Raw genomic sequence first — 21540 nt, 5'->3', positions numbered from 1 at the left:
GCGTCGGCCGTCAGTTGTTCTTGGCGTTGAGCTTCGCCACGATCGTCTGGAAGTCCTCCGTCTGGAACGACTGCTCTTCGGCGGTGTTGGCGTAGTCGAGGCTCGCGAGCACGGCCCGCTCGAGGTGGATGTTGAGCAGCCGCTTCGTCGCCTCGAGAGCCTGGCGGGGCATCTGCATCATCTTCTCGGCACAGGCGATGGCCTCGGCGAGCGGATCCTCGACGATGTGGTTGGCCAACCCCAGCTCGGCCGCGCGCTGGGCAGGGATGCGCGTGCCCGTCATCGCGAACTCCTTGGCCAGCAGCAGGCTGATGTGCAGCGGCCACGTCAGCGGACCGCCGTCGGCGGCCACCAGGCCCACCTGCACGTGCGGATCGGCGAAGTACGCCGTCGGCGCCATGTAGACGATGTCGCTCAGCGCAACCAGGCTGCAGCCCAACCCGACGGCCGGCCCGTTCACCGCGGCCACCACCGGGATCCGGGTGCGCGTCATCCCCAGCACGATCTCGCGCCCGTGCAGGATTGTCTTCGACCGCAGCTTCGCGTCCCCGGCCAACTCCTGGAGGTAGGCGAAATCGCCGCCGGCCGAAAAGGCCCGTCCCGCACCGGTGATCACCGCCGCCCGCGCGTCGAGGTCCTCGTTGAGCCGGGACCACAACTGCGCCAGGCCGACGTGCAGGGCGTCGTTGACCGCGTTGAGCGCATCGGGACGGTTGAGCGTGATGATCCGCAGCGGACCGTCCGCGGTGACCTGGATCTCCTCAGGCATGCCGTACATCTAGACTCCCAATCCCAAGATTCGTGACGCGATGATGTTCTTCTGGATCTGCGACGTACCACCCATCACGCTCTGCGCCCGGCTGTACATGTACGCCCCGAAGAGTTCCTCGTCCGACGTGCCGACGGTTTTCAACGCGGCGTGACCGACGGACTGCTCGGTCCAGGTCATCAGCAACTTGTCGAGCGATCCCTGCGGCCCGTGAGTGATGCCGTCCAACTGTTCGGACAACCGTCGACGCACGTGCAGTCGCAACATCTCGGTCTGAACCCACGCCCACAGCAGTTCCTCGTTCGGCGCACCGTCGACCCGAGAGGCCATCTGGCGCACGGTCTTTCCATAGCGGGCGGAGAACCCGAGCGTCGAGGGCTCACGTTCGTGGCTGACAACCGTCATCGCCAGCTTCCAGCCCTCCCCCGGTGCGCCGACCATGTTCTCGGCGGGAACGCGCGCGCCGTCGAAACTGACCTGGCCGAACTCCTTGGTGACGCCGCTGATCATCTGCAGCGGCCGCTGTTCGATCCCCGGCTGGTGCATGGTGACGATGAACGCCGAGATGCCTTTGTGTTTCGGCACGTCCCTATCGGTGCGGGCCAGCACCAGACACCAGTCGGCGACATCCGAGTAGCTGGTCCAGATCTTGTGTCCGTGGATGACGTACTCATCGCCGTCGCGGACCGCGGTGGTGGTCAACGACGCCAAGTCCGAACCCGCGCCGGGCTCGGAGAAGCCCTGGCACCACCGCTCGGTCCCGTTGATCATGCCGGGCAGGAAACGCTGCCGCAGTTCCTCACTGCCGTGATGGCTGAGGCCGACGACGAGGTAGCCCAGACTCGGCCGCGCCGGCGCACCGGCCTTGGCGATCTCCTCGTCGACGATCACGTCGTACACCGGCGGCAGATCCTGTCCGCCGTAGGCCTTCGGCCAGGAGGTGCCGAAGAAGCCCGCCTGGAAGAGTGCCTGGTGCCACTCTCCGGCCTTGGCCCAGTATGCGTCACCAGAGGTCGGGAACTTGCCCTTCTGCTCGGTGAGCCACGCGCGCAACCGATCCCGGAACGCGGCTTCCTCGGGGGAATCACGAAAGTCCAATGGTCAACTCCTCCAGCTTCGCGGGCCACATCTCGGTGGCGGCGAGCACGCGGCGCAGGTAGACGTGCGCCAGACATTCCCACGTGTTCCCGATGCCACCGTGCACCTGAATCGAGTTCTCACACACGGTCATCGCCGCCCGTGCGCAGTAGATCTTGGCGATCCGGGCCGCCTCGATCGCCTCGCGGACCGGCAGTTCGTCGACGGCCCAGGCCGCGTGCCGGGCGACACTAATCGATCCCTCGATCAGGGCCAGGCCCTCGGCGAGTAGATGCGCGACTGCCTGGTACGAGCCGATCACCGATCCGTACTGCTCCCGCACCTTGGCGTATTCGGTGGCCAGCGAATGGGTTCCGCGCGCGGCGCCGAGCATGTCGCCGGTCGTCGCGGCCAGTGCGAGCGCGTGCCAGCGGCCCGAATCCTCGTCGGACAGCTCGGCAAGCTCCGACGGCGACTCGACCGCTCCGACAAGGCTTCCGGTGAGGTCGATCGATGTCGGGTCGGCCGCGTCGACCGAGATCTCACGACCGATCCGGCGCTGCAGATCATCGGCGAGCACCGGACCGAGGAACGGCACGTCGACCAGCCCACGGCCGAACTCCTCTGCCACGATCGCGACCTCCACGGCCGAGGCACCGTCGGACCGCAGGGTGCGGAACCCGGTGCCGTCGACGGCCTTCTCGAGCCTCGCCACCCGGGCCCGGTCCTCCAGGTCGGCCACCGAAGTGGGGCCGAGGTCGCCCGCCACTTCGGCTGCGGCGTCGCGCAACTGCCGCTGTTCAGACGTCAGACGTGCGTCCATGCTGCTCCTTCAACACTCGGCGCAGGACCTTCCCGGAAGGTAGGCGCGGAATCGCCGGGACGAAGACCACCCGGCTCGGTCGCTTGTACGACGCCAGCGTCCCGGCGACGAGTTCGGTCAACTCGTCGGCAAAGACGCCGCTGTTCGTGGTGACCGCGGCGACCACGGCCTCGCCGTCGGTCGGGTGGGGCTCGCCGAACACCGCGCAGTCCTCGACCGCGGGATGGCCGTGCAGCACCGCTTCGACCTCGGCCGGCGCCACCTGGAAACCCCGGACCTTGATCATCTCCTTGGAGCGGTCGGTGATGCGCAGCCAGCCGTCGGCGTCGAGGCGTCCCACGTCACCGGTGCGGTACCACCCGTCCGCGAACGCCGCCGACGTCGCCTCCCGCGGCAGGTAGCCGGCCATGACCGAATCCGACCGCACCTGGATCTCCCCGACCTCGTCCGGGCCCACCGGCGTCCCCTCCTCGAGCGACACCACCCGCACCCGGACACCGGGCACCGGCCTCCCGACCGTGTCCAGGCGCGCACCGGTGACGGGATTGGCTGCGATGACCGGCAGTTCGGTGGTGCCGTAGGCGGCCACCCACTCGACTCCGGTACGGCGGGTGACGTCGTCGGCGACGCTCGTGGTGACCGGCGTTGCGCACCACATGATGTAGCGCAGCGACGACAGGTCGTAGCTCTCCAGCTTCGGGTGCGCGGCGAGCGCCAGCGCGATCGGCGCGACGGCCATCTCGATGGTGATCCGGTCCGATTCGATGTGGTGCAACATCGTGTCGATGTCGAAGCGCGGGTGCAGGCGGATCCAGGTGCCCGTGTCCAGCGCCATGACGATGTTGAGCAGACCGAGGATGTGCGACGGCGGCGTCATGATCTGCATCCGGTCGGCCGAGGACAGTTCCAGGGCGTCGCGCCAGTGCCGCACCGCGACCGCGAACGCCCGGTGCGTGTGCCGGACCGCCTTCGGCATACCGGTCGTGCCGGAGCTGAACACGAACAGCGCGTCGGAGTCCGGTGCGATGTCGTCGAATTCGCGGCGGCCCGGCGTGACCGGTTCGTCCAGGTGGAGCATGGGCATCTGCTCGGCGAGCACGGGGTGGTCACCGACCGCGTGGCTGGGGCGCGTGAGCTCCAGCGCGTGCGCGACCTCGGTGCGCTTCCACGCGGGGCTGATCAGAACAGCGGCGGCGCCCAGATTCCAGATCCCGCGCAGTGCGGCGACGAACTCCGGCCGGTTCGACGACATCATCGCCACCCGGTCGCCCGCGCGGACGCCGCGCTGCTCCAGCGCGGTCGCCATACCGCTGGCCAGAGCGTCGAGCTCGGCCAGGGAGTACTCGCGATCCCCGAATGCGAGTGCGGCGGAGTCCGTCACGTGTCGGCCATCGCTCACCGCCGCCGGACCCTCCTGGACGAAGTAATCTCCACTTGAGAACAGCCTATCATTTCGGGAGAATAGAGTTCTCCATTTATCAGAATCACCATGCTCAAGGAGTCATATGACGGCCGAACCGATGCCCGCGGCGCCTGACGGCGGGGCCGGCGCCGAGGTCACCATCGTGCTCGACCGCAAGACGCTGTCCGTGGCGCAGGTGCCCGGGGAGACGCTGCTGGAGAGCGCCCGCCGGGCCGGTATGTCACCGCCGTTCTCCTGCGAGGCCGGCAACTGCGGAACCTGCATCGCCAAGCTCACCGAGGGCACCGCCAGCATGCGGGTCAACGACGCGCTCGACGACGACGAAGTGGCGGACGGATATGTGCTGACCTGCCAGGCGGTCCCCGACACGGCGCGAGTGGCGGTCACCTACGACGACTGACCGGTGGCCGCCTCCGGACGTGGCGGCGGCGGGCGGTACTCGGGCTGGTAGCCGGCGATGCGGATCGGACTGCCGACCAGCCGGAAGTCGCCTGCGGTCACCAGCGCCTCCGGCGTCTCCTCCAGTGCGTCGGGCAACCCGCGCACGGCCGCGGCCGGGATGCCCAGCGGGCGCAGGCGCGCCTCCCATCCCTTGGCGGTATCCCGGGCCAGCGCCTCGGTGACGAGGGCGAGCACCTCGTTGCGACGCGCGGCCCGTTCGGCCATGGTGGGGAAACCCCCGATACCGGCCTCGTCCGCGAACAGCCGCCAGAACCCGTCGTGGGTGACGAACAACGCCAGGTAACCGTCGGCGGTCGGAAACAGTTGCGCCGGAACGTAGAACGAGTGCGCACCGTTGGGGTGACGGCGCGGCGCCACCCCGTCGTTGAGGTACGCCGCCGCCCGGTAGTTCAGCTGCGAGAGCATCACATCGCGCAGCGAGACGTCGACCTGTCCGCCGCGACCGGAGACGATCATCGCCAGTAGGCCGAGGGCGGCGGTCAGCCCGGTCGAGTTGTCGGCCGACGAGTAGCCCGGAAGCGTCGGCGGCCCGTCTGGATCGCCGGTCATCGCCGCCACACCGGTGGCCGCCTGGATCACGTAGTCGAACGCCGGATCGTCCCCGCCGTCCAGCCCGAAACCCGTCAGCGCCACGCACACGATCTTCTCGTTGTGCTTGCGCAGCGCCTCGTAGGTGAGCCCGAGCCGGCGGATCACCGACGGCTTCATGTTCACCAGCAGCGCATGGGATTCCGCGACCAGCTCACCGAGCCGACGCTGCCCCTCGGCGGACTGCAGATCCAGACAGACGTTGGTCTTGTTGCGGTTCAGGCTGGCGAAGTAACTGTCGCCGACCTGTCGCGAGATCTCCCCGCCGGGTGGCTCGACCTTCGTCACCTCGGCGCCGAGGTCGGCGAGCATCATCGTCGCGTACGGACCGGCGAGCATCACACCGACCTCGAGAATCCGGATACCGGCCAGCGGTGCGGTCACCGCACCTGCTTGGCCAGTTCGGCGATCACCTCACGAGTGCGGTGCTTCGAGGCGATCAACTCGTCGCGGGTGTCGCCGATCGGCAGCAGGCGCACGGACAGATCCGTGACCCCGGCGTCGGCGAAATCTCGGAATCGACGCAGGATCGACTCCTCGTCACCCGCGGCGCACAGGTCGCCGACGTTGCGGGCGTCGCCGCGGTCGAGCAGTCGCTGATAGTTGGGCGACGTCTCGGCCTCGGCGAGGATGCGATTGGCCCGGTCCTTGGCCGCGTCGATCTCGGAGTTCGCACACAGACACACCGGGATGCCCGCGACGATGCGCGGGGCGGGCCTGCCCGCGTCCGCCGCCGCCTTGGTGATCTTCGGCGCGATGTGCTCGCCGATCGCCTTCTCGTCGGCCATCCACAGCACCGTACCGTCGGCGAGTTCACCGGCGATCTGCAGCATCACCGGACCGAGGGCGGCCACCAGCACCGGCATCGGCGTATCGGCCTGCAGCACAGTCGGATTGTGCACCGTGAAGGAGTCGTTCTCGACGTCCACGTCGCCGGGGCCGGCCAGTGCGGTGTTGAGCACCTCGAGGTAATCGCGGGTGTAGCCCGCGGGCTTCTCGTAGGGCAGTCCGAGCATGTCCCGCACGATCCAGTGGTGCGAGGGGCCGACGCCGAGCGCGAGCCGGCCTGCGGCCATGGCGTGCACCGACAGCGCCTGCCTCGCCAGCGCGATCGGATGCTGCGTCTGCAGAGGCACCACCGCGGTGCCGAGTTCGATGCGGGTGGTGTGCGCGGCCATCAGCGCGACCATGGTCAGGCAGTCGAAGTCGTTGGGCACCTGCGGCATCCAGGCGGTGTCCATCCCCGCCGATTCCGCCCATTCGATGTCGGACACCAGCTTGGTGACCTTGCGGGCCATGTCGCCGCGTTCGGCGCCGATCATCACACCGAGTCTCATGTCAGCCCTCCTCCACCGAACGTGCGGTCAGTGCGGAATCCCGGCCGAAAAGTCGCAGCAGGCGCACGTTCGGCGACCGCCGGGTCACTGCGCCACCTCACCGGTCAGCTTGCGAACCTCGGCGACCAGGGTCTCCAACGGTGTGCCGGTCGGGAAGACCGCGGCCGCACCGGCTTCCAGCAGCTTCGGTACGTCGGCCTGCGGGATGGTGCCACCGACCACCACGGCGATGTCCCCGGCGTCGGCCGCGCGCAGCGCCTCGACGGTGCGCCGGGTCAGGGCCAGGTGGGCGCCGGAGAGAATGGACAGCCCGACCAGCGAGACGTCCTCCTGCAGGGCGATCGAGACGATGTCCTCGATGCGCTGGCGGATGCCCGTGTAGATGACCTCGAATCCGGCGTCGCGCAACGTGCGGGCGACGATCTTGGCGCCGCGGTCGTGCCCGTCGAGGCCCGGTTTCGCGACGAGGACGCGCGTCGGACTCATCAGAACACCACCGGTTGCTGGAACTCGCCCCACACCGCTTTGAGCGCCGAGACCATCTCGCCGACGGTGCAGTAGGCGTTCGCGCAGTCGATCAGTTTGTGCATCAGGTTGTCGTCACCCTCGGCCGCCCGGGACAGCGCCGCCAGCGTGGCCGCCACCGCATCGGCGTCGCGGTCCGCCTTGACCTTCGACAGCCGCTTGAGCTGCAGGTCGCGGCCCTCGGCGTCGAGTTCGTAGGTGTCGATGTCCGGCGGCGGTTCGTCGGTCACGAACTTGTTCACCCCGACCACGGGCCGCTGTCCCGACTCGACCTCCTGGTGGAGCTTGTAGGCCTCGTCGGCGATGAGGCCCTGCAGGTAGCCGTCCTCGATCGCGCGGACCATGCCGCCGTGCTGCTCGAGGTCGTGCATGATCTCGATGATCTTGGCCTCGGTGTCGTCGGTCAGCGCCTCGACGAAGTACGAGCCGCCGAGCGGGTCGGCCACCCGGGTCACCCCCGTCTCGTAGGCCAGGATCTGCTGGGTGCGCAGGGCCAGCGTCGCGGACTCCTCGCTGGGCAGTGCGAACGGTTCGTCCCACGCGGCGGTGAACATCGACTGCACACCGCCGAGTACCGACGCCATGGCCTCGTAGGCGATCCGCACGACGTTGTTCTGGGCCTGCGGCGCGTACAGGGACGCCCCGCCGGACACGCAGCCGAACCGGAACATCGACGCCTTGTCGCTGGTCGACCCGTAACGCTCCCGCACGATCGTGGCCCAACGCCGCCGTCCGGCACGGTATTTGGCGATCTCCTCGAAGAAGTCGCCATGGGTGTAGAAGAAGAACGAGATCTGCGGTGCGAACTTGTCGATGGACATCCGGCCGCGCTCGACCACGGTGTCGCAGTAGGTCACGCCGTCGGCGAGCGTGAACGCCATCTCCTGCACCGCGTTCGCGCCCGCGTCGCGGAAGTGCGCGCCCGCCACCGAGATGGCGTTGAACCGCGGCACCTCTGCGGCGCAGAACTCGATGGTGTCGGCGATCAACCGCAGCGACGGCTCCGGCGGCCAGATCCAGGTGCCGCGGGAGGCGTACTCCTTGAGGATGTCGTTCTGGATGGTGCCGGTGAGCTTCTCCCGGGGGACGCCGGCCTTCTCCGCCGCGGCGACGTAGAACGCCAGCAGGATCGCCGCGGTGCCGTTGATGGTGAAGCTGGTGCTGATCTTGTCGAGCGGGATGCCGTCGAAGAGGATCTCCGCGTCGGCCAGGGTGTCGACGGCGACGCCGACCCGGCCGACCTCCTCGCCGTACTCCGGATCGTCGGAGTCGTATCCGCACTGCGTCGGCAGGTCCAGCGCCACGGACAGGCCGGTGCCACCCTGGTCCAGCAGGTAGCGGTAGCGGCGATTCGACTCCTCCGCGGTGCCGAAACCGGAATACTGCCGGAAGGTCCACAACTTGCCGCGGTATCCCGACGCGAAGTTTCCGCGTGTGAAGGGATAGGTACCGGGCGCGGGGGGTTCGCCATCCCGATCGCCCGGCCCGTAGACGGGCTCGAGCGGGAGGCCCGAGGAAGTCTGCACGAGGTCGCTCATCAGTGGATAACGTACTTGCAAAAAATGAGAATGCCAATACCGCATTCGGGAAGGCCGCCGCGTCGACGCGTGTTCGGCGCCCGTCGGCAGGCGCGGTCGCGCCGCGCGACACCCCAGCGCCCACCTGCACCGGGCCATGCGACACAATCACCGGATACGCCACTTGCAGAAAATGAGAATGCCAATACCATCGAATTGAGTCGAGGAGGCCCATGCCCAGCGAACAAGGGGTGCCCAGCCGGCGACCGTTGACTGATCGCACCCTGGTGGTGTCCGGCGGAAGCCGCGGGATCGGTCTGGCCATCGCGATCGGCGCGGCCCGTCAGGGCGCCAACGTCGTGCTGCTCGCCAAGACCGGCGAACCGCACCCCAAGCTGCCCGGGACCGTGCACACCGCGGTCGCGGACGTGGAAGCCGCGGGCGGCAAGGCCGTCGCGGTCGTCGGGGACGTGCGCAAGGAGGACGACGTCGCACGCGCCGTGGCCACCGCCGTCGAGCACTTCGGCGGCATCGACGTCTGCGTCAACAATGCCAGCGCCATCGCCACCGAACCGACCGAACAGCTGTCGGCCAAGAAGTTCGACCTGATGATGGACATCAACATCCGCGGCACCTTCCTGCTGACGAAGGCCTGCCTGCCGCACCTGCGGGAATCGTCCAACGGGCACGTGCTCACGTTGGCGCCGCCGCTCAACATGAACCCCCACTGGCTGGGCGCCCACCCGTCGTACACGCTGTCGAAGTACGGGATGACGCTGCTGTCGCTCGGCTGGGCCGCCGAGTACGCCGACGTGGGGATCGCCTTCAACTGCCTGTGGCCCGAGACCTACATCGCCACCTCGGCGGTGGCCAACATGGCCGACGGGCAGGAAGCACTCAAGGCCGCGCGCGATCCGCAGATCATGGCCGACGCGGCGGTCGAGGTCCTGTCCCGGCCCGCCCGCGAGACCACCGGCCAGTGCTTCATCGACTCCGACGTGCTCGCCTCTGCCGGGGTGAGCGACCTGTCGCGCTACGGTGGCGGAGACAACCCGACCCTCGACATCTTCGTGGACAAGTCATGAGTATCTCGCTGCTGCTCGAGATGTCGGTCTCGGCCGACGCGGACCGGACCGCCGTCGTCTCCGACGACCTGCGGCTGACCGTCGCCGAGCTGTCCACACTGGCCGACGGCGGCGCCGGTGCCATCGCGAGTTCCGGTGCCGCACACGTCGCCTACGTCGGAACCGGCGGCGCGCTGCTGCCGCTGCTGCTGTTCGCCTCGGCCAGGGCGGCGATCCCGTTCACCCCGCTCAACTACCGGCTCAGCCGCGACGGCCTACACGAACTCATCGCGAGACTTCCCGACGCCCTGGTGATCGCCGACCCGGAGTACCGCGAAGTGGTCGAGGGCGCGGGCAAGCAGGTGATCGACGCGCAGGAGTTCCTCGCCGCCGCGCGGACGGCCGAGCCCGCCACGGAGTTCGCCGACCCCGACGCGGTGGCCGTCGTGCTGTTCACCTCGGGCACCACGTCACGCCCCAAGGCCGTCGAGCTCACCCACAACAACCTGACCAGTTACGTGACCGGCACCGTCGAGTTCGCCTCGGCCGCACCGGATGACGCGGCGCTGATCTGTGTGCCGCCCTACCACATCGCCGGTGTCGGCGCGGCCATGTCGAACCTGTACGCGGGCCGGAAGATGGTGTATCTGCGGCACTTCGACGCCCGAGAGTGGATCCGGCTGGTCACCACCGAAGGCGTCACCACCGCCACCGTCGTGCCCACCATGCTCGACCGCATCGTGTCCGCGCTGTCGGAGGAGAAGGTGGCGCTGCCGACGTTGCGCAACCTGGCCTACGGAGGTTCCAAGGTGGCCCTGCCGCTGGTGCGCCAGGCCCTCGAACTGCTGCCCGGCGTCGGCTTCGTCAACGCCTACGGGCTGACCGAGACCAGTTCCACCATCGCCGTGCTCGGCCCCGACGACCACCGTGCCGCACTCGCCTCCGACGACGAGGAGGTGGCGCGCCGACTCGGCTCGGTGGGCCAGATCGTGCCCGGCATCGAGGTGCAGATCCGCGGCGACGACGGCACCGTGCTCGGCCCCGGTGAGACCGGTGAGCTGTTCGTCCGCGGCGACCAGGTCTCGGGCCGCTACACCGACATCGGCTCCGTGCTCGACGCGGACGGCTGGTTTCCCACCAAAGACGTTGCGTCCCTTGACGCTGACGGATACCTGTTCATCGGCGGCCGGTCCGACGACACGATCATCCGGGGCGGGGAGAACATCGCGCCCGCCGAGATCGAGGACGTGCTGGTGGAACACCCCGACGTCCGCGACGTCGCCGTCGTGGGTCCCGAGGACCCGCAGTGGGGGCAGATCATCGTCGCCGTGGTGGTGCCGGCGTCCGGCGCCGCCCCCGACGCCGACGATCTTCGGGCGCACGTGCGCAGGCACCTGCGCGGCTCCCGCACCCCCGACCGAGTGGTGTTCCGGGCCGAACTGCCCACCAACGCCACCGGCAAGGTGCTGCGCCGGGAACTCATCCAAGAACTCCAAGCCGCAGCCGACGAGCCCGAGAAGGAGCCCGCATGATCAAGAACGGCACCCGCCTGCAGAGCCAGGTGTGCGACACCCAGGTGATCGTGGTGCGCAGCGCCGACAGCCTCGACGACCTGCGCGCCGGCGGCGCACCGATGGTGCCGCTGGACGGCGAGAGATCCGCCGACGCGACCATCGATCCGGCGCTGTCCGACGGCAATGTGATGGGTAAGCGGTACGTCGACGACGGCGGCGCCGAGGTGCTGGTCACCAAGGCCGGCAAGGGCACGCTGTCCATCGGCAGCACCCCGCTGAACCTCAAAGAGGCCAAGCCGCTGCCCGCCAGCGACTGACCCACCGCGCCGGTGCGTGCCCGGTACACCACCGGTCTGGCCGTCGCGTTCCTGCTGACGGCCGCCGAGGTCACCGCGATCGTGGTCTCGCTGGGCGCCGAGAACGTCGTGGGGACCCGCGCACTGCTCACCGTCGGCAACCTGATCGCGGTGGTTGCCATCATCGCCGCCGGCGTCCTGATCACCACAGTCGGCGGCGTCGCCGCGCTGGAGCCGGCGTTCCGTCGACAGGCCGACCGCTCCCCCGTGTCCACCGGTGCGACGACGAATGTCACCGCGAGACTGTCCGCGGTCCTGCTGGCACCGTGGGGCGTGGCGGCCGGCGTCCTGATCGCCCTCAACGCCGGCGCGGGCACCGAAACCCTGCTGGTCATCATCACGGCCGCGATGTTCGGCGGCACCGCCACGGTGTGCACCGGATTCCTGTTCACCCAGCGCCCGCTGCGCCCGCTGATGGCGGTGCCGACGACGGAGAGGGAACACGCCGAGTCGGTACCCGGCGTGCGTGGGCGGCTGATCGCGATGTGGACCGTGTGCATCGCACTCCCCGGCGCGGGCATCGTCACGTTGGTCGCGATGCGCCGCCTCGGCTGGCTGGTCGGCGACGCCGCGTCCATCGAACTGCCGGTGCTGGTGCTCGCGCTCGTCGCGGTGCTGCTCGGCCTGCGGACGTTGATCGTGGTGTCCCGGTCGATCTCGGACCCGGTGCACGACGTGGTCGAGGCGATGGGCGAGATCGAGCGCGGCGGCACCGGGCGTCTGGTCGACGTCTACGACCGGTCCGAGATCGGGCATCTGCAAAGTGGTTTCAACCGGATGGTCACCGGGCTGAGGGAACGCGACCGCCTGCGCGACCTGTTCGGCCGCCACGTCGGACCGGAGGTCGTGCGCCGCGCCGAGGAGGCGACCGGTGGGCACGGCGACGTCCGCGACGCGGCCATCCTGTTCGTGGATCTCGTGGGGTCGACGCGGCTGGCCACCGGACGGGACCCCCAGCGGGTCGCCGAGTTGCTCAACGACTTCTTCCGAATCGTGGTCGCCGCGGTCGACGACCACCACGGGCTGATCAACAAGTTCCAGGGCGATGCCGCGCTCGCGGTGTTCGGTGCCCCGCTGGCCCTCGACCACGCCGCCGACGCGGCGCTGGCGACGGCGCGCACGCTGGCCGCGCAGTTGCGGAGCCGACCACTGGATTTCGGCATCGGCGTCTCGGCCGGACCGGTGTTCGCCGGCAACATCGGGGCGGAGAACCGCTACGAGTACACGGTGATCGGGGACGCGGTCAACGAGGCCGCACGCCTCGCCGACCACGCGAAGGCCTCCGATGCCCGGGTGCTCTGTTCCGGTGCCGTCACCGAACGCGCAGATCCGGGGGAACGCCGCCGCTGGGCCACCCAGGGCGAGGTGCTGCTGCGCGGCCGGGTGGATCCGACCCCGATCTTCACCCCGCTGGAGCAGGGGCGCGGCCGGGAGTCCGCGGGTTAGTTCCGCACAAGATCGGGAATGCTCGGTCCCAGCAGTGCCCGGGTCGACGAATCGATCGAGGAGCAGCCATGGCCACCATCGACGGACACCGCCCGCGGGAGGCCGACCCACTCGCGGTGCGGCGCGCGGTGCGGGGCGCCGCCATCGGCAACACCGTCGAGTGGTTCGACTTCGCGATCTACGGCTTTTTGGCCACCTACATCGCGAAGACGTTCTTCCCCACCGCCGATGACACCGCCGCACTGCTGAACACCTTCGCCATCTTCGCGGCCGCATTCTTCATGCGACCGCTCGGCGGGTTCTTCTTCGGACCGCTGGGTGACCGGATCGGCCGTCAGCGCGTGCTGGCCCTGGTCATCCTGCTGATGTCGGCCTCCACATTCGCGATCGGCCTGCTGCCGAGCTACGACGCCATCGGCGTCGCTGCGCCCCTGCTGCTGCTCGTTCTCCGGTGCGTGCAGGGCTTCTCCGCCGGCGGTGAATACGGCAGCGGCGCATGCTATCTCGCCGAGTTCGCTCCCGACCGGCACCGCGGCTTCGTCGTCAGCTTCCTGGTCTGGTCGGTGGTCGTCGGTTTCCTGCTCGGCTCGGTGACCGTGACCGCCCTCGAGACGGCGCTGAGCGAGTCCGCGATGGACTCCTACGGGTGGCGCATCCCTTTCCTCATCGCGGGTGTACTGGGCGGCGTCGGACTCTACATCCGCTTGCGGCTCGGTGACACACCGGATTTCGAGGAGCTCAAGGAATCCGGTGAGGTGTCCACCTCACCACTCAAGGATGCGGTGACGACCTCATGGAAGCCGATCCTGCAGATCGCCGGCCTCGTCATCATCCACAACGTCGGCTTCTACACCGTCTTCACGTACCTGCCGAGCTACATGACCGAGACGCTCGACTTCACCAAGATCGACGCGTTCCTGTCGATCACCGTGGCCAGCGTCGTCGGACTGGTGCTCATCCTCCCGCTCGGTGCGCTGTCGGACCGAGTCGGCCGCAAGCCGTTGCTGATCGCCGGCGCCGTGGGCTTCGCCGTTCTGGCCTATCCGTTGTTCGCGCTGTTCAACACCGGATCGCTGCTCGGGGCCATCGCCGGCCATGCCGGCCTGTCCGCGCTCGAGGCGGTGTTCGTGGCGGGTTCGCTGGCCGCGGGCGCGGAGTTGTTCGCGACCCGGGTGCGCTCCAGCGGCTACTCGATCGGCTACAACACGTCGGTTGCGCTGTTCGGCGGTACCGCACCGTATGTCGCGACCTGGCTCACCGACCGCACCGGTAACGAACTCGCACCCGCCTACTACGTCATCGTGGCCGCCGTCGTCTCGCTGGCCACCATCCTCACCATGCGCGAAACCGCCAATCGTCCACTGCGCATGCGGGTCTGAGGGCTCGCGAAAACCCTTGCCGGGCCGACCATCGGCCGATAGTGTCCAGGTGCATGGCAGCGACCAGTGCCACCGCCACCGTCGGCATGTCACCGCTGCGAGTCGCGTCGGCCAGCTTCATCGGGACCACCGTCGAGTACTACGACTTCCTGATCTACGGTACGGCGGCCGCGCTGGTGTTCCCCGAGCTGTTCTTTCCCGCCGTGTCACCGGCGACCGGACTCCTGTTGTCCTTCGCGACGTTCGGGGTCGGCTTCGTCGCCCGGCCCCTGGGCGGGATCGTCTTCGGCCACTACGGCGACCGCGTCGGCCGCAAGCGGATGCTGGTCTACTCGCTGCTCATCATGGGCGTCGCCACCGTGCTGATGGGCGCGTTGCCGACCTACGCGCAGATCGGCGTCGCAGCGCCGATCCTGTTGACGCTGTTGCGATTGGCGCAGGGATTCGCCGTCGGCGGTGAGTGGGGCGGCGCCACGCTGATGGCCGTCGAACACGCCTCACCAGAACGCAAGGGCCTCTACGGAGCGTTCCCGCAGATGGGCGCCCCGGCGGGGACCGCCACCGCCACGCTGGCGTTCTACGCCGTCTCGCTGCTCCCCGACGAGCAGTTCCTGTCCTGGGGTTGGCGGATCCCCTTCCTGGCCAGCGCCGTGCTGATCGTCATCGGTCTGGTCATCAGGCTCTCGCTGGCCGAGAGCCCCGACTTCGCCGCATTGCAGGCCCGCGCCGCGGTCCTCCGGTTGCCGATCGCGGTGGCGTTCCGGAGGCACTGGCGGCAGATCCTGCTCGTCGCAGGGGCGTATCTGTCGCAGGGGGTGTTCGCCTACATCTGCGTGGCCTACCTGGTGTCGTATGCGACGACCGTGGCCGGAATCGACCGCGCGCAGGCACTTCTCGGTGTGTGCGTGGCCGCCGTGGTGGCGGTGGTGATGTACCCGGTGTTCGGCAGGGTGTCCGACGCCGTCGGCCGCAAACCGGTCTTCCTGGCAGGTGTGGTCGCGATGGGTCTGTCGGTGCTGCCCGTCTTCGCGCTGATCAACACCGGTCGGCCCGGGCTCTTCCTGCTGGCGCTCGTGCTGGTGTTCGGACTGGCGATGGCGCCGGCGGCCGGGGTGACCGGATCGCTGTTCAGCCTGGCCTTCGACGCCGACGTCCGCTACAGCGGTGTCTCCCTGGGCTACACGCTCTCGGCGGTGATCGGATCGGCGTTCGCGCCCACCATCGCCACCGCCCTGTATGCGGCGACCGGGTCCAGCGATGCGATCGCCGCCTACATGATCGCGGTGTCGGTGATCTCCGCGGTGTCGGTCAGCCTGATGCCCGGGCCGTGGCGGCAGCCCCGGGTTCGGTGACCCTGACTCAGGTGTCGATGTCGACCAGCGCCTCGGCGGTCTGCAGGTCGGCGTACGCCGCCGAATACCGTTGCGCCAGAGCGATCGCGATGTCCGGGCGCTGCCACAGCTCGCCGGCACTGGCCGTGCACAGCCACAGCGTGAGCCCGTGCGCCACCGACGCCCGGTAGCGCAGCCAGATCTCTCCGAGCGACGGGAGTTCGTCGGCGGGCAGGCCGAGCGCGTCGCGGTACTCCTCGAGCAGGTGACGCTCACTGCGGCGCCGGTCCTCGATCGTCAACGCGCCCTGCAGGAAGTACCCGAGGTCCAGCGACCAGTTGCCCCTGCGGGCGACCTGCCAGTCCAGGAACCCGACCTCACCGCTGGGCAGCAGATAGGTGTTGCCGATGTGGGGATCGCCGTGCAGCAGCGTCTGCGGCGCTCTGGTCAGACTCCGGATGTACGGCTTCCAGATGTCGTCGATGAGTTCGCCGATGGTCAGCGCCATCACGACGTCCGGCGCGTCGTCCCCGAGCCGCTTCTGCGCTTCGGACAGCGGTGCGGCGCCCATCCCGTCCCACGGCACGAACGGCTCCAGCCAGTCGAGCGTCGGCTCCTCGAGAACCCTTGAGCCCCAGTATCGCCCATGCATCCGGGCCAGACCGCGCACCCCCGTCGCCGCCTGTTCGACGCTCAGGGGGCGGGTGGCGTCCCGCGGGTCGGCGTCACGAGCGGTGAGGTCCTCCATCACCAGGATGAAGTCCTCGGCGGCCTCGTCGACCAGTGCGGTGAACACGGTCGGGTGCTCCAGCGGCAGTTCCACCCGTGAGTTGAACAGCCGCGGTTCGTGGAACAGACCGCTGGTGAGCCGGACCAGGTCGCGGTGGGCGGGGTCGACGGCCTTGACGAACACCGTCTCCGGACCCGAACCCGCGGAGTAGCCGAGGCGTAACCGGGCCCGCCGGTTGGTGCCGTCGTCGCGGAGGTCGACGCTCACGGTGTCGACGACCGCATCCGGATGGTGCGCGGACAACGCGGTGGTCATCCAGTCCGGTGTGATCTCGTCCCAGTCCTTCGGGACGACCAGCGCGGCCCTGGTCATCGAATGATCGCCGGCATCGAATCCCAGCCCCGCACAGTGGAGGTCGGGGACAACTCGGCGTTGGCCATGTCGACGTCCCACTCCGGGAAGCGTTTGAGGATCTCCTCGAGTGCGATCCGCCCCTCCAGTCGTGCGAGCGCCGAGCCGAGACAGTAGTGCGTCCCGACGCTGAACGCGAGATGCTGGCGCGGTTCTCGGTGGATGTCGAAAACGTCGCCGTCGGGCGGGAATTGGCGGTGATCGCGGACGGCGGCGCCGATCAGCATCAACATCACGCTGCCCTCGGGAACCGTCTGTCCGTGGATCTCGACGTCGCGGGTCACGTAGCGCGCGACATGCGGGGCCGGGGGCTCGAAGCGCAGCAGTTCCTCGACGGCCTGCGGGATGAGGGCCGGGTTCTCGACCAGTTCCCTGCGCTGGTCGGGATGTTCGGCCAGCACCTTGGCCGCCCAGCCGATCAACCGTGTCGTGGTCTCGTTGCCCGCGCCCGCGACCACGTTGAGGTAGACGAGCAGCTCCTCGCGGCGAAGCCGGCGGACGGTGCCGGTCTCGTCGGTGAACTCGACGTTGAGCAGTTCGGTCATGATGTCGTCGGACGGATTGTCCTTGCGCCAGTCGATGTAGGCCTCGAACACCTCGCCGGTCACCATGCCGTTTTCGGCCGCCGACATCGGCTTACCCGCCTCGGTGCGCAACTGGGCGTTGCCGTAGTCGCGGATCATCTCCTGGTCGTCCTCGGGGATGCCGAGCAGCGAGCTGATCACCTTCATCGGCATCTGGGCGCCGAAGTCGCCGATGAAGTCGAAGCGGCCGGCGCCGACGAGCGGATCGAGGCTCTGGGCGCAGAACTCGCGGATCTTCGGCTCGAGCGCGTTGATCTTGCGCGGTGTGAACATGCGCGCGAGCAGTTTGCGGTGCACATCGTGGATCGGCGGGTCCTCGAAGATCACCGTGCCCGGCGGGATGTCGATGTTCGCCTTGATGAGCTCGATGATCGCGCCGCGCGCGGAGCTGAAGGTCTCGTGGTCCACGAGCGCCTTGCACACGTCGTCGTAGCGGCTCACGGCGTAGAAGTCGTACTGCGTGTTGTAGTACAGCGGCGCCTCCTCGCGGAGGCGCTTGAACATCGGGTAGGGATCGGCATTGAGTTCGACGTCATACGGGTCGAAGTAGACGTCGGGGCTGGCACTCACGGTCACGGAAATCCGCCTCTCTGTACGCGGTAGGGAGCTTACACGCGTAAGCGGGGCCAGAAGCAACAATTCTGCCTCCGGATGTAACGCTCAGGTCGACGCGCGCTGGATCAACCGGGCGACGTTGCGGGCGCTGGGCTGGTACTCGATCGGGTAGCCGAGTTCGGCCATCATCGCCGCGACGGCGACGTCCACGATCTCCTTGGCGTCGAATCCGACGGAGGTCAGCGGCGGACCGCTCACCGCACCGAGCGGACGGGCGTCGACGCCCATGACGGCCAGGTCGGCGGGGCACCGCAGACCGGCTTCGCGCAGCCCGTGCAGCACCACGAACGCCGTCTCGTCGCTCTGCGCGCAGACCGCCGTCACGCCCTGGTCCACCCAACCGGTCACGGCCTCGGCGGCGTCGCTTCCGTCGGTCGCGAGCGTGCCGACCGCGAGGTCGGGCAGCCCGTGCTCGCGGGCGCCCACCCGCAGCCCGGCGAGCCAGTAGTCGCCGAGCGGGCGGAGCTTGTCGACGTCGGAGTAGGCGAAGGCGAGCCGGCGGTGTCCCCGCTCCTTCAGATGCGCGATCCGCAGTTCACCGATGGACAGGTGCAGGTCGCCGAGCGCGCGCAACTGCGCGCTGCCGACGTGGATCTGCGGAATGCCCGCGGCCTCGACGGCCGCGAGCGCCGCCCCGGTCAGCGGGAACACGCTCGTGACCGCGACCGGGTTCAGGTCGTTGATCGCGTCGACGACGTTGCGGTCGTCGTCGGTCTCGAACTGCAGCGACAACACGATGCCGTGGCGTGCGAGCGCGGTCGTGAGTCTGCTGCCGACCTCCATCGGCAGTTCGCCGAGCGCGATGCGGGGCACGATGAACAGCACGATGCCGCTCCCCCCGACCGCGAGGTTGCGCGCAGCGAGATTCGGCCGGTAGCCCAGTGTCTCGGCGGCCTTGCGCACCGCGTCGCGTGTGCGCGGCGAGATGCGTTGACTCGCCACGTTGTTCAGGACATAGCTGACGGTGGCCGTCGAGACGTTGGCCAACCGCGCCACGTCGGCCTTGGTGGGCCGCGCCGCTCCCCTACCGCTCACCGGCTCATCGTCGCACGTCAGCGACCGCTGACGCGGCCAGCGGCCGGCCGGCCGACTCGCGCAGCGTCAGCAGCGTCGCGAGCGACACGACCGCGGCGACGATCAGGTACAGCGCCGGGGCGAGGTTGTTCTCGGTCGTCGCGGTCAACCAGGTGACGACGTACGGTGTCGTCCCGCCGAACGCCGCGACCGAGACGTTGTAGCCGATGGAGAATCCGCTGTAGCGCACCCGGGTGGCGAACAGTTCGACGCCGGCGGTGACGGCCGTCGACACGTAGATCGACTCGATGGCCGCCAGCACGCAGTGTGCGGTGATCGCCGCGGCGAGCGAACCCGAGTTCAGCAGCAGGAACAGTGGATAGGCCAGGATCACGAACGCGACCGCACCGCCGATCAGCAGCGGACGCCTGCCGATGCGGTCCGACAGCGCCGCCAGCGGCAGGATCAGCACCAGGGCGACCAGACTGGCCAGCGACATCGAGACGAACGACGCGGTCTTGCCGAACTCGAGGGTCTTGATGAAGTAGGTCGGCAGGAACGTGAACACCACGTAGTAGCCGACATTGAACACGATGAACAGCCCGATCACCTGCAGGATCGGCCGCCATGCGGTGGTGGCCGCCTCCCGCAGCGGCGACGACGCCACCCGGTCGGTCTCCGACAGCGCCGCGAACTCCGGCGTGTCGTCCAGGCGCAACCGGATGTAGAGGCCGACCAGTCCCAGCGGCGCGGCGAGAAGGAACGGGATGCGCCAGCCGTAGCTCTCCATCGCCGCGGCGGGCAGCAGCGCCTGCAGCACGGTGACCGTCACCGACCCGAGCAGGAAGCCGACGACGCCGGACCAGGCGATGAACGTCACCGTCAGACCGCGGCTGCGGTCTCGCGCGTATTCAGCGAGATACACTGCGCCGCCGCCGTATTCACCGCCGGCGGAGAATCCCTGCAGGCACCTCAGGAACAACAGCAGCAGCGGCGCGGCCACACCGATGCTCGCGTAGGTCGGCAGCAGGCCGATGCCGAGCGTGGCCGCCGACATCAGCAGGATCACCACCGCGAGCACCCGCTGGCGGCCGATGCGGTCACCGAGCGGGCCGAACACGAAACCGCCGAGAGGCCGCATGAAGAAGGCCGCCGCGAAGATCGCGAACGTGCTCAGCAGCGCGGCGGTGTCGTTGCCCGCCGGGAAGAACTCGGCGGCGATGAATGTCGCGAGGAAGCCGTAGATCGCGAAGTCGAACCATTCGACGGCGTTACCGATCGAGGCGCCGGCGATCGCCTTGCGGATGGCCGCCGAATCGGCGGGTGCGGGCGCGGATGTCTGACTCTCCATGGCGAGAGGGAGACTACCGCTTATCCGCGTAAGCGGGTGGTCGATTCAGTCCGCGCGCACGAGCGTGGGCCTGAGCCGGTCGGCCGGGATCTCGCGACCGGTATCCAGGTCGCGGTCCAACCCCTCGGCGTAACCAACGACACCGGCCACGTCGACGCCGTAGCGCGCGGGCGCCTCCGCGAGCCGTCCCGCGGCCCGGCGCAACAGCGCGCGGGCCCCGCCGGGGTTACCGCGCTGGACGTGCGTGATGCCGACCATCAACTGTGCGAGCCCCTGCCAGAGCGACCGCTCGTCGTCGGGGCCGTTCTTCCACGCCGCCTCGAGCACTTCGTGCGCATGGAACGCACGCCCGGCGTCGACCAGGCGTTGGGCGTAGGCGAGTGTCTCGTCCGGCGGCAGGCACAGATCGTCGGGGATGCGGTCGACGCCCTCGCTGCCGGGCGGCAGTGGCCGGCCGAGCGCGTCGCGCGGGCGGCTGTTGCGGGGCCGGCCGGCCTCGTCGCGGTCACGCCCGGACATGCGACTGCTCCTCGACCGCCTTGCGTCGACGCCATGCCGCCCATGCTCCGGTCGACCACAGCGCCCACACCACGAGGACGGGCTGGAAGAGCAACCGGACGGCGCGGTCGCGGTCGGAGTCGAGACCGAACGCGTCGGTGTGGGTGAGGAACTGGGAGATGTTGCCGGGGAAGATCAGCACGAAGAACGCGGCGGTGATCCAGCCGAGCGGCACCCGCCACCGGTGCAGCACGATCAGGGCCGCGCCGAGCGCGATCTCCACCACACCCGAGGCGATCACCACGACGTCGACGTTCAGCGGCAGCCAGGGCGGCACCTGGGCGTAGAAGTCGGTGCGGGCGAAGGTCAGATGCCCGACACCGGCGTAGGCGAGCGCCACCCCGAGCAGGATTCGGGCGAGCAGGCGAAGCATGGTCACCAGGCCATGGTGCCTGGCCCGGTGACACGGAGTGCGGGCGGAGGGACTCGAACCCACACGCTCTTTCGAGCACCGGCACCTAAAGCCGGCGCGTATACCATTTCGCCACGCCCGCAGCGTGGTCATCGTACCGTCCGGGCTGCCGGCGTCCGGGTGGTGTGCCTTTCCGAAAGTCGATACCGCCCGCGCTATCAGCTAGCACGGGCGCTATCACTTTTCGCAAAAGACCCACGACTCGGTGAGGTCGCGAACCGCTTCGGTGACGCCTCGATCAGTTCGTCGGCCCC

Annotated in this window: 21 protein-coding genes and 1 tRNA gene; 7 read left to right on the top strand and 15 right to left on the bottom strand. The window is 68.9% G+C overall.

The annotated features are described in order from the left end of the window. Positions 1 to 10 precede the first annotated feature (10 nt). The 4 genes from AU195_RS00270 to AU195_RS00255 are packed head-to-tail and all read right to left on the bottom strand — an operon-like array spanning position 11 to position 4068. Positions 11 to 778 carry an enoyl-CoA hydratase/isomerase family protein gene (locus AU195_RS00270; RefSeq protein WP_059157062.1) on the bottom strand — a complete coding sequence of 256 codons (768 nt, stop codon included), beginning with the start codon at positions 776 to 778 and terminating at the stop codon, positions 11 to 13. Further along, on the bottom strand, positions 779 to 1867 hold the full coding sequence (locus AU195_RS00265; RefSeq protein WP_059157061.1) for an acyl-CoA dehydrogenase family protein: 1089 nt from the start codon (positions 1865 to 1867) through the stop codon (positions 779 to 781). Then, on the bottom strand, positions 1854 to 2669 hold the full coding sequence (locus AU195_RS00260; RefSeq protein WP_059157060.1) for an acyl-CoA dehydrogenase family protein: 816 nt from the start codon (positions 2667 to 2669) through the stop codon (positions 1854 to 1856). The genes AU195_RS00265 and AU195_RS00260 overlap by 14 nt, the downstream gene beginning before the upstream one ends. Further along, positions 2647 to 4068, bottom strand: coding sequence for a class I adenylate-forming enzyme family protein (locus tag AU195_RS00255; RefSeq protein WP_059157059.1), 1422 nt, complete (start codon positions 4066 to 4068; stop codon positions 2647 to 2649). The genes AU195_RS00260 and AU195_RS00255 overlap by 23 nt, the downstream gene beginning before the upstream one ends. 106 nt (positions 4069 to 4174) lie before the next feature. Between AU195_RS00255 and AU195_RS00250 the strand changes: the two genes are divergently transcribed. Continuing rightward, entirely contained in the window at positions 4175 to 4492 is a 318-nt protein-coding gene (locus AU195_RS00250; protein ID WP_059157058.1) for a 2Fe-2S iron-sulfur cluster-binding protein, read from the top strand. Here the strand turns inward: AU195_RS00250 and AU195_RS00245 are convergent. The 4 genes from AU195_RS00245 to AU195_RS00230 all read right to left on the bottom strand — a co-directional run bounded on the left by AU195_RS00245 (position 4480) and on the right by AU195_RS00230 (position 8542). Continuing rightward, positions 4480 to 5526: a CaiB/BaiF CoA transferase family protein gene (locus AU195_RS00245; protein WP_082702913.1), complete on the bottom strand. Its 1047-nt coding sequence runs from the start codon at positions 5524 to 5526 to the stop codon at positions 4480 to 4482. The two genes, AU195_RS00250 and AU195_RS00245, sit on opposite strands and share 13 nt — an antisense overlap. Next, a complete protein-coding gene (locus AU195_RS00240; protein WP_059157057.1) occupies positions 5523 to 6479 on the bottom strand; it encodes an LLM class F420-dependent oxidoreductase in 957 nt (318 codons plus the stop codon). The genes AU195_RS00245 and AU195_RS00240 overlap by 4 nt, the downstream gene beginning before the upstream one ends. Positions 6480 to 6563: 84 nt before the next feature. Continuing rightward, positions 6564 to 6965 carry a cobalamin B12-binding domain-containing protein gene (locus tag AU195_RS00235; RefSeq protein WP_059157056.1) on the bottom strand — a complete coding sequence of 134 codons (402 nt, stop codon included), beginning with the start codon at positions 6963 to 6965 and terminating at the stop codon, positions 6564 to 6566. Further along, positions 6965 to 8542 (bottom strand): methylmalonyl-CoA mutase family protein, encoded by a 1578-nt coding sequence (locus tag AU195_RS00230; RefSeq protein ID WP_059157055.1) that lies wholly within the window; start codon positions 8540 to 8542, stop codon positions 6965 to 6967. Before AU195_RS00230 ends, AU195_RS00235 begins: the two co-directional genes overlap by 1 nt. Before the next feature lie 212 nt (positions 8543 to 8754). Between AU195_RS00230 and AU195_RS00225 the strand changes: the two genes are divergently transcribed. The 6 genes from AU195_RS00225 to AU195_RS00200 all read left to right on the top strand — a co-directional run bounded on the left by AU195_RS00225 (position 8755) and on the right by AU195_RS00200 (position 15632). Then, complete coding sequence (locus AU195_RS00225; protein ID WP_059157054.1) at positions 8755 to 9606, top strand: SDR family oxidoreductase; 852 nt, start codon at positions 8755 to 8757, stop codon at positions 9604 to 9606. Continuing rightward, a complete protein-coding gene (locus AU195_RS00220) occupies positions 9603 to 11117 on the top strand; it encodes a class I adenylate-forming enzyme family protein (RefSeq protein WP_059157053.1) in 1515 nt (504 codons plus the stop codon). The genes AU195_RS00225 and AU195_RS00220 overlap by 4 nt, the downstream gene beginning before the upstream one ends. Beyond that, on the top strand, positions 11114 to 11416 hold the full coding sequence (locus tag AU195_RS00215) for a hypothetical protein (RefSeq protein WP_059157052.1): 303 nt from the start codon (positions 11114 to 11116) through the stop codon (positions 11414 to 11416). Before AU195_RS00220 ends, AU195_RS00215 begins: the two co-directional genes overlap by 4 nt. A 12-nt stretch (positions 11417 to 11428) precedes the next feature. Continuing rightward, complete coding sequence (locus AU195_RS00210; protein ID WP_059157051.1) at positions 11429 to 12901, top strand: adenylate/guanylate cyclase domain-containing protein; 1473 nt, start codon at positions 11429 to 11431, stop codon at positions 12899 to 12901. Between the two features lie 68 nt (positions 12902 to 12969). After that, positions 12970 to 14280, top strand: coding sequence for an MFS transporter (locus AU195_RS00205; protein WP_059157050.1), 1311 nt, complete (start codon positions 12970 to 12972; stop codon positions 14278 to 14280). Positions 14281 to 14333: 53 nt separating this feature from the next. After that, a complete protein-coding gene (locus AU195_RS00200) occupies positions 14334 to 15632 on the top strand; it encodes an MFS transporter (protein ID WP_059157049.1) in 1299 nt (432 codons plus the stop codon). Positions 15633 to 15639: 7 nt separating this feature from the next. On the opposite strand, the gene AU195_RS00195 is transcribed toward AU195_RS00200, so the two are convergent. From AU195_RS00195 to AU195_RS00165, 7 genes are all read right to left on the bottom strand, one after another. Next, a complete protein-coding gene (locus AU195_RS00195; RefSeq protein WP_059157048.1) occupies positions 15640 to 16713 on the bottom strand; it encodes a phosphotransferase in 1074 nt (357 codons plus the stop codon). After that, positions 16710 to 17912 carry a cytochrome P450 gene (locus AU195_RS00190; protein WP_059157047.1) on the bottom strand — a complete coding sequence of 401 codons (1203 nt, stop codon included), beginning with the start codon at positions 17910 to 17912 and terminating at the stop codon, positions 16710 to 16712. The genes AU195_RS00195 and AU195_RS00190 overlap by 4 nt, the downstream gene beginning before the upstream one ends. A gap of 84 nt (positions 17913 to 17996) precedes the next feature. Further along, on the bottom strand, positions 17997 to 18986 hold the full coding sequence (locus AU195_RS00185) for a LacI family DNA-binding transcriptional regulator (RefSeq protein ID WP_059157046.1): 990 nt from the start codon (positions 18984 to 18986) through the stop codon (positions 17997 to 17999). A 4-nt stretch (positions 18987 to 18990) separates the two neighbouring features. After that, complete coding sequence (locus AU195_RS00180) at positions 18991 to 20316, bottom strand: MFS transporter (RefSeq protein ID WP_059157045.1); 1326 nt, start codon at positions 20314 to 20316, stop codon at positions 18991 to 18993. A gap of 45 nt (positions 20317 to 20361) precedes the next feature. Then, positions 20362 to 20835, bottom strand: coding sequence for a DUF309 domain-containing protein (locus AU195_RS00175; RefSeq protein WP_059157044.1), 474 nt, complete (start codon positions 20833 to 20835; stop codon positions 20362 to 20364). Next, positions 20822 to 21253, bottom strand: a complete 432-nt coding sequence (locus tag AU195_RS00170) for a DoxX family protein (protein WP_059157043.1) — start codon at positions 21251 to 21253, stop codon at positions 20822 to 20824. Before AU195_RS00170 ends, AU195_RS00175 begins: the two co-directional genes overlap by 14 nt. 32 nt (positions 21254 to 21285) lie before the next feature. Beyond that, positions 21286 to 21368: transfer RNA gene (locus AU195_RS00165), tRNA-Leu, on the bottom strand. Positions 21369 to 21540: the final 172 nt, after the last annotated feature.

The organism is Mycobacterium sp. IS-1496 (assembly GCF_001499995.1).
Lineage (GTDB): Bacteria > Actinomycetota > Actinomycetes > Mycobacteriales > Mycobacteriaceae > Mycobacterium.
Note: the sequence above shows the minus strand (reverse complement) of the source record. Positions and strands in the feature narration are given on the sequence as shown.

Coding starts and splice junctions, on each gene's coding strand:
- AU195_RS00200 (WP_059157049.1), top strand. CDS start 14,334: ATGGCAGCGACCAGTGCCACCGCCACCGTCGGCATGTCACCGCTGCGA.
- AU195_RS00205 (WP_059157050.1), top strand. CDS start 12,970: ATGGCCACCATCGACGGACACCGCCCGCGGGAGGCCGACCCACTCGCG.
- AU195_RS00260 (WP_059157060.1), bottom strand. CDS start 2,669: ATGGACGCACGTCTGACGTCTGAACAGCGGCAGTTGCGCGACGCCGCA.
- AU195_RS00215 (WP_059157052.1), top strand. CDS start 11,114: ATGATCAAGAACGGCACCCGCCTGCAGAGCCAGGTGTGCGACACCCAG.
- AU195_RS00220 (WP_059157053.1), top strand. CDS start 9,603: ATGAGTATCTCGCTGCTGCTCGAGATGTCGGTCTCGGCCGACGCGGAC.
- AU195_RS00180 (WP_059157045.1), bottom strand. CDS start 20,316: ATGGAGAGTCAGACATCCGCGCCCGCACCCGCCGATTCGGCGGCCATC.
- AU195_RS00270 (WP_059157062.1), bottom strand. CDS start 778: ATGTACGGCATGCCTGAGGAGATCCAGGTCACCGCGGACGGTCCGCTG.
- AU195_RS00235 (WP_059157056.1), bottom strand. CDS start 6,965: ATGAGTCCGACGCGCGTCCTCGTCGCGAAACCGGGCCTCGACGGGCAC.
- AU195_RS00240 (WP_059157057.1), bottom strand. CDS start 6,479: ATGAGACTCGGTGTGATGATCGGCGCCGAACGCGGCGACATGGCCCGC.
- AU195_RS00195 (WP_059157048.1), bottom strand. CDS start 16,713: ATGACCAGGGCCGCGCTGGTCGTCCCGAAGGACTGGGACGAGATCACA.
- AU195_RS00225 (WP_059157054.1), top strand. CDS start 8,755: ATGCCCAGCGAACAAGGGGTGCCCAGCCGGCGACCGTTGACTGATCGC.
- AU195_RS00175 (WP_059157044.1), bottom strand. CDS start 20,835: ATGTCCGGGCGTGACCGCGACGAGGCCGGCCGGCCCCGCAACAGCCGC.
- AU195_RS00250 (WP_059157058.1), top strand. CDS start 4,175: ATGACGGCCGAACCGATGCCCGCGGCGCCTGACGGCGGGGCCGGCGCC.
- AU195_RS00230 (WP_059157055.1), bottom strand. CDS start 8,542: ATGAGCGACCTCGTGCAGACTTCCTCGGGCCTCCCGCTCGAGCCCGTC.